Below are 5,688 nucleotides of genomic sequence, written 5' to 3'. Positions count from 1 at the left end.
TATTTATCAATAATTAGAGATAAATTCACTCTCCAGCTCCTCTAAGCCACTCAACACGCATATAAACGAGACATCATCCTATCAAGCACATCCTTTCGTCAAAAACCATCATAGAAAACAATAAGAAATCTCTTTTAAAACTTTCTACTCAAATAGGCAAAACTCTCTGTACAGCGCATTAAGCAACCTTTCTCCAAAGATAATGATCTGAACAGAAGAGTTTTGTCCAGTGCTGTCAGTCTTGTCAGTTCATTCTAGCTCCTATATTATTTTTTTAAATGAGAGAAAATTAAAAACTTTTGAAAAAAAATATATAAAGGGGGGTAACAAGAACCCTCAAAATATTCAAAATACTCAAAACTCATAGATAAGGCATTCTTTGAAGGTTCACTTTATGAAATACAAGGGTAAATGACTTATTGGGGTGTCTTATGCCCCTTTACCAAAGGATTCCATTCATAACGTATCGTAGGTCGACCACCTTGTGAGCTATTTTCACTTGCTATTTGACGAATATGATTGGAACGACATAAGAGCTCTAAAGCTTACTTAACGGCTCTATTATCTGTTAAACTGATCCAACTTCTTTGATGAATATCGCGTAAAGTAAAAACATCAGATAAATGATCACAGCGCTCGACAATCAATTTTGCCCCCTCTGTTGCTAAGTTATCCGCCGCCGCATAAAGCCTTTTGACATAACTTAACAAATATTTTTCCCATCGCAAGGCTGTTTGAAGGGCATCTTTATTGATTTCAAAACGCTCCCCTTCGGTTAATTCAAAAATCAATGCAAGACTTACTATGGTCTTAGGCATTTTCAAAAGATGCGCTTGTAAGCTTTCAGAAAGGTTATTCTCTTTGGCTTCTTTAAAAATCTTTTGCATCCATTCACGAAAGATCTCTTGAGCATCAGCAGAAAAACGCATGACAAGCGGGTGTTCAGGAGAACCAAGGGTTTATATTATCATAATGAGAACGTATTAAGCTAAGAGGAGATGCCAAATTCTCAAAGGAGAAGTGCAATGCACCTTTACGAGTTTTTTGGACTTCATGATTTTTTGTACAACATTATGCCCCCCAAGATTATGTGTCCTTAAGCAGCTACAGTCGTTGATACAATATCCTCAGCAAGCATTTGTTCATCTTGCACATATATTTTTAATAATTTTTTTAGAAGATTTCTTGGTACGGCACGCGATACATCAGTGCTAACGTTCTCTTAAAAAACACACAGATAATTAATCAGCTTCAAAAAACAACCTTACCAATGAAGTACTAGCTAGAGGGTTGCATGCACAACGCAATAATGGCACACTGATTCCCACAAGCGTGCATCACATATTGCACGCATAGCCTGTACAGAGTCTACCGCTCCTAAATACTCAAAAGTAAAAACGTAATGCTACTGGATCGTATAGTGACCGCAGTTGCACCCTTAAACACCGGTTCCTCCCCATATCATAATGCTTGACAAAAGCATCATGCCATCATAGCAACGGCTTTGCGTAGGGGTCCCACAACATAGTTCTATAAATTGTTGACGGCATTGCCAAGCTAACAGTTTTCTTGCCTCCCCTACGCCAATGAGACCATCACTATCCTCTTTTTGAATCGTAAAACAAAATGATTTCCCATGAGCGATAAACCATCTGCTCAAAGTCCAGCTAGCTCAAACTCATAGCATTCTAAACCTTTAGGCTCGCTCTTCCCCCAAGGGGGCATAGTCAGATATATCACTTCCCTCTCCTATTCACGCGCTGGGATAAAAAAATCTGAAACTACGAGGCAACGCTGCATTTGTATGCAGCGTTGTTGTTAGAAATAAGCTTCTATTGAGATAGTTCTAATGGGAAGCACCCACAGCTAATGGTATAGAGATTAATTTGGATTCTTTCGAAATGCTATATATAAATTTAATGTGCCGCCCCACAACACACCACCAGTAAACCCACTTAAAAGACCAAAAAGAAGGTTAAAATCAAATGCATATTTCAAATCAGGTACAACCTTGAGAAAAACAATCAATGTGAATTTGATGACAAAAGCGATAAGAATAAATGTCAGCGTCAACCGTGTACCAGGCAGAATAATGAAATCCGTTCCCTCTTTGATTTTTAAACGCGCAGTGGCACGCCAGAGCAACCAGCCAATGCCAAAGCCGATCATCAGCCCTGCCAACATTGCGATTGCTCCCCAGCGCGGGAAGGCTAGCTGGTTGATCACATCGCTTGCGCCCAAAAAAAGAAAGACTAACGGCAAAAGAAAAAGGCGCTAAACCTTCGTTTCCCTATCTTTCAATGCGATTATTCCCCTCGCAATGAGAAAAATAAGCAAAATCCAAGCCCATAAAGGGGTTCCGGTAAGAATGTTAAACAATGACATATTATGCTCCATGATGTTTGATGCGATAAAAATATTGCATGATGTTAGGAAGATATTTAGAAAAAAGAATACCAGCACAAATTAAACCCTTAGTGATTAACCAAATCTGGAGGGTCCATGTAAAAAAAGCCACTAGAAGACCATTGGCAAAAAAGATGATTACCCAAATCCATGTGATATATTTATTGATGAGATAAAATAGGATATGTTTGCGTTTTTCTTCAGAAACACCAGCACTGGCATAAAAAATGGTAAAGGGTTTCTTTACCAGCAAGCTAATCAATGAAACCAGAGCAAGTGACAGATAGCAAAAAACTGTGGGGTAGTTCAGTAAAAGTGTAGACCATCCAGCGAAATAATTAACAAACAGGACAATAAATGTCAGAATGTTAGTAATCATCACGGGTTCTCCCTGTCGGATAATTTTAATATTCACAGAAATAATGAACAATAAAATCACAGTTAAGATGAGAGAGCGTTCGACCAGAGTTAAAAAGTTTCCATTGATAACCCAGGAGTAAATACTCCACGGAATAAAAGAGATTATTATGTTAAACATGGCGCATCCTCCTTTTTATATTTGATAGAAAACTTACCGCAAGTGCTTCGTTTTTTAGTTTCCGTATGAATATAAAAAACGCCACCCGGTTCACACTCTGTATCCTGTTTAATGGTCAACTGATAGGTATCTCCCGGATAAACTGCTTCAATGAACTTTACTTTTTTCAGCGCAACAGATGCGATATTTTTCGTCCTACCCTGCGTGGCTAAAGCCAGAACCATCTCAATCAATAGTGAACCAGGACATACGGCGCGGGAAGGGAAATGTTCCTCAAAAAGCGGGTGATGCGCATTAAAGGAAAAAGTACAAGAATCTCCGGTTACGGAGGAAATTTTACATAAATCGCCTAGTAATGGAAGAGCGACTTTCTGAGAACACGAGCCAAGGAAGCAGACCTTACTGACCATGATGATTGCCTGCGCAATAACGGCCTTTCCATTGTCATATGTGCTAGCCTTACAGTGAATACGGTAGGCCTCATTAATGCGTTCAATATGTCCTTCAACGCATAACCGATCGCTATCAAAATGGGTGGTAGAGAAAAACTGTTCAACCATAACAGGGAGATAGCGATAAGTGAGATCCGAGTTTTTAGCCACCATGGTGGCGAATCGAACTGAAAACTGATGCAAGGCTTCGAGTAACAAGCCCTGTTTTAAATAGTTATGGGCTAACTCCCAGTGAGAAATATCGATTTGCCCGCAAGCACGCATCGGTGCGGTTAAAGTGATACTCTGACATATACCCAAGAAATTTGGCTTGGTGTGATGTTTTATAGCCATAATTTGGGGACCTTTTTATATTTTTTTCTTAAATCCTTTGATGATAAACCGAAGGAATGAGCACTAAACCGCGCTTGATAGTGCGCGAGAAGTATCGGCATACGACAAACGAAAAAAGCCAACAATCCCAGCTCAGGAGAAGCCCGATGTTTGCTCATGATGCTTGCAATTAGAAAATCGACATTGGGTTGCAGTCCTGTATTGTCTGAAATAGATCGCGCAAGCGAACTGAAGGGACGCATAGGCACCTGAAAGCGTGAAAAAAAGTAATCAACCCGGACATCCCGTTGCATAATCGGGTGACCAAACCCTGGCCAGGGTTTGTCTTTGCAATAATGCGTTACCGCCGCCTCAAGATTCCCAGCTTCAATCTCATGGAGGACACTAGAAAGTCGTATGATAGCATATTTGCAGGCTCCCATATGCGCGGGGCCAGTGGCACAAAACCCACCGATTAGTGCAGAAATGACGTCGCTCTTGGTACTGGCAATAAATCTTATCGTGGTGGTTGTGGGTGTCACAGTACCAAACCCGCCCAGCAGTAGAGACATGCACCCGCAAAGCACATTAATATCCCAGTCGGAAGAAGCTTCCTTGCTAGTTAATACTAACCAAAAAGCAAGCTCCAAGGTATTGCAATTTTCGATCGCCGGCAAATCGGAAAACTGTTGGGAAGAGCACGCCAATGCAATAATCCACGGCATCAGCAAGATAATTTTAAGACAACCACCGTCGCTTACGGGAGCCATGACCTTACCCTGAGCCGCCGAAACCTCAACTTGCGATAATAACATCATAAATCGCTGCGTTAAACTCAAAGATGGCAATACATTGATCAGTTGATGCATCGCCTGCAGTTTGGCTGTAGGGTTCGTCTTTTGCAGTTCGGCGTTAGCATTCTGAATCAGCCGATCCATCTGTTCTTCATTAAGAAGGTTGCCGGTCAGTACAAACCATGCGTTCTGCAAATAGCGGTTTTCATCGGCAATATCAATCAAATTACATCCACGAATAAACAATGCGTTATTATCTAAACCATAATTATCAATAACATCATCTGACATGATTTACTCCTGCTGCTCCGGTGACACGCTATAAAACCTGATGTTGACATTTATCGTATGCGAATTCCCTGATACAATTTCATTACACAAATTATCAAGTTGCATTACAGGACTCCCTTGCGTCATAAACTAGCAGGCATTTCCCTCTGGATGAGAAAAGCAAATCGCTATATTCGACGAGGGTGAGATTAATACGCCCGCGCTTTTTCATATAGGCTTCATAAATATCCGGCAAATGATAGATTTCCTCAGTTAGTTCGGACAAATCAAGGTTGTGAAATACTTCGCGGCAGATTTTAATATCCATAATCTTTTGTCTATCCGCGGATAAAGACAATACAATTTGAACAATCACATCGGGCAACCTTCGATTAATAATTTTGAATATTTTTTCATGGCTAATCAAATTTCCCATGAAATTAAAATCAACAGCATTGCATTTAATACCTTCAAAATAGAGGTCACCATTTTCAACGGATAATGTGCCCATATCGCCCACGGAGTATCTGATAAGTTTGCGCGAGGCATCGGGATCCAGCGATGTCACTAGCAGTCCTCTCTTATCTTCATATTCAAAGAAGAAATCATCGCTGAAGAGCAGGTACCGATTAAGCCGCCCTTCGGCGGACATACCAATGAAACCGCACTCCGACAAACCATATAAACCAATTATCCGCAGATCGGCGCCCAGCATCTCGCGCAGATAGTTTTCATGCACGCTCAGCATCGATTCACCAGTAAAGACCACTTTTTTAATTGCCAGTGGAACTCCAAGGCTGAGCATGGCTTCAACGAACTGAACGATGGTGCTGGGCACACCAAACAGTACCGAGAGCCGTATTTCAGCCAGAAACTCGAAATGACTCTTCAGCAGCAGAGCAATATCGCCAACCGG

General features: G+C 41.0%; 6 protein-coding genes and 1 pseudogene. All 7 read right to left on the bottom strand.

The genetic code is table 11. The annotated features are described in order from the left end of the window. Nucleotides 1–416 precede the first annotated feature (416 nt). A pseudogene (locus tag ACFIQE_RS08530) lies at nt 417–956 on the bottom strand (DUF3987 domain-containing protein); the annotation flags it as partial. A gap of 482 nt (nt 957–1,438) precedes the next feature. Continuing rightward, nucleotides 1,439–1,660 carry a hypothetical protein gene (locus ACFIQE_RS08525; protein ID WP_375707538.1) on the bottom strand — a complete coding sequence of 74 codons (222 nt, stop codon included), beginning with the start codon at nt 1,658–1,660 and terminating at the stop codon, nt 1,439–1,441. A 221-nt stretch (nt 1,661–1,881) separates the two neighbouring features. Continuing rightward, nucleotides 1,882–2,262 carry a hypothetical protein gene (locus tag ACFIQE_RS08520; protein ID WP_375707537.1) on the bottom strand — a complete coding sequence of 127 codons (381 nt, stop codon included), beginning with the start codon at nt 2,260–2,262 and terminating at the stop codon, nt 1,882–1,884. Between the two features lie 124 nt (nt 2,263–2,386). Continuing rightward, complete coding sequence (locus ACFIQE_RS08515) at nt 2,387–2,944, bottom strand: hypothetical protein (RefSeq protein WP_375707536.1); 558 nt, start codon at nt 2,942–2,944, stop codon at nt 2,387–2,389. Further along, nucleotides 2,932–3,729, bottom strand: a complete 798-nt coding sequence (locus ACFIQE_RS08510) for a beta-hydroxyacyl-ACP dehydratase (protein WP_375707535.1) — start codon at nt 3,727–3,729, stop codon at nt 2,932–2,934. Before ACFIQE_RS08510 ends, ACFIQE_RS08515 begins: the two co-directional genes overlap by 13 nt. Further along, entirely contained in the window at nt 3,720–4,793 is a 1,074-nt protein-coding gene (locus tag ACFIQE_RS08505; protein WP_375707534.1) for a citrate/2-methylcitrate synthase, read from the bottom strand. Before ACFIQE_RS08505 ends, ACFIQE_RS08510 begins: the two co-directional genes overlap by 10 nt. A gap of 94 nt (nt 4,794–4,887) precedes the next feature. Then, nucleotides 4,888–5,688, bottom strand: an 801-nt coding sequence (locus ACFIQE_RS08500; RefSeq protein WP_375707533.1) for a hypothetical protein, incomplete at its 5' end; no start/stop codon positions are given.

It is taken from the genome of Bartonella sp. AA1HLJMS (assembly GCF_042197445.1).
GTDB lineage: Bacteria > Pseudomonadota > Alphaproteobacteria > Rhizobiales > Rhizobiaceae > Bartonella.
This window is presented reverse-complemented; position numbering and strand designations above follow the sequence as displayed.

Excerpts from the sequence above, each read along its gene's own strand:
- ACFIQE_RS08515 (WP_375707536.1), bottom strand. The coding sequence starts at position 2,944 with ATGTTTAACATAATAATCTCTTTTATTCCGTGGAGTATTTACTCCTGG.
- ACFIQE_RS08510 (WP_375707535.1), bottom strand. The coding sequence starts at position 3,729 with ATGGCTATAAAACATCACACCAAGCCAAATTTCTTGGGTATATGTCAG.
- ACFIQE_RS08505 (WP_375707534.1), bottom strand. The coding sequence starts at position 4,793 with ATGTCAGATGATGTTATTGATAATTATGGTTTAGATAATAACGCATTG.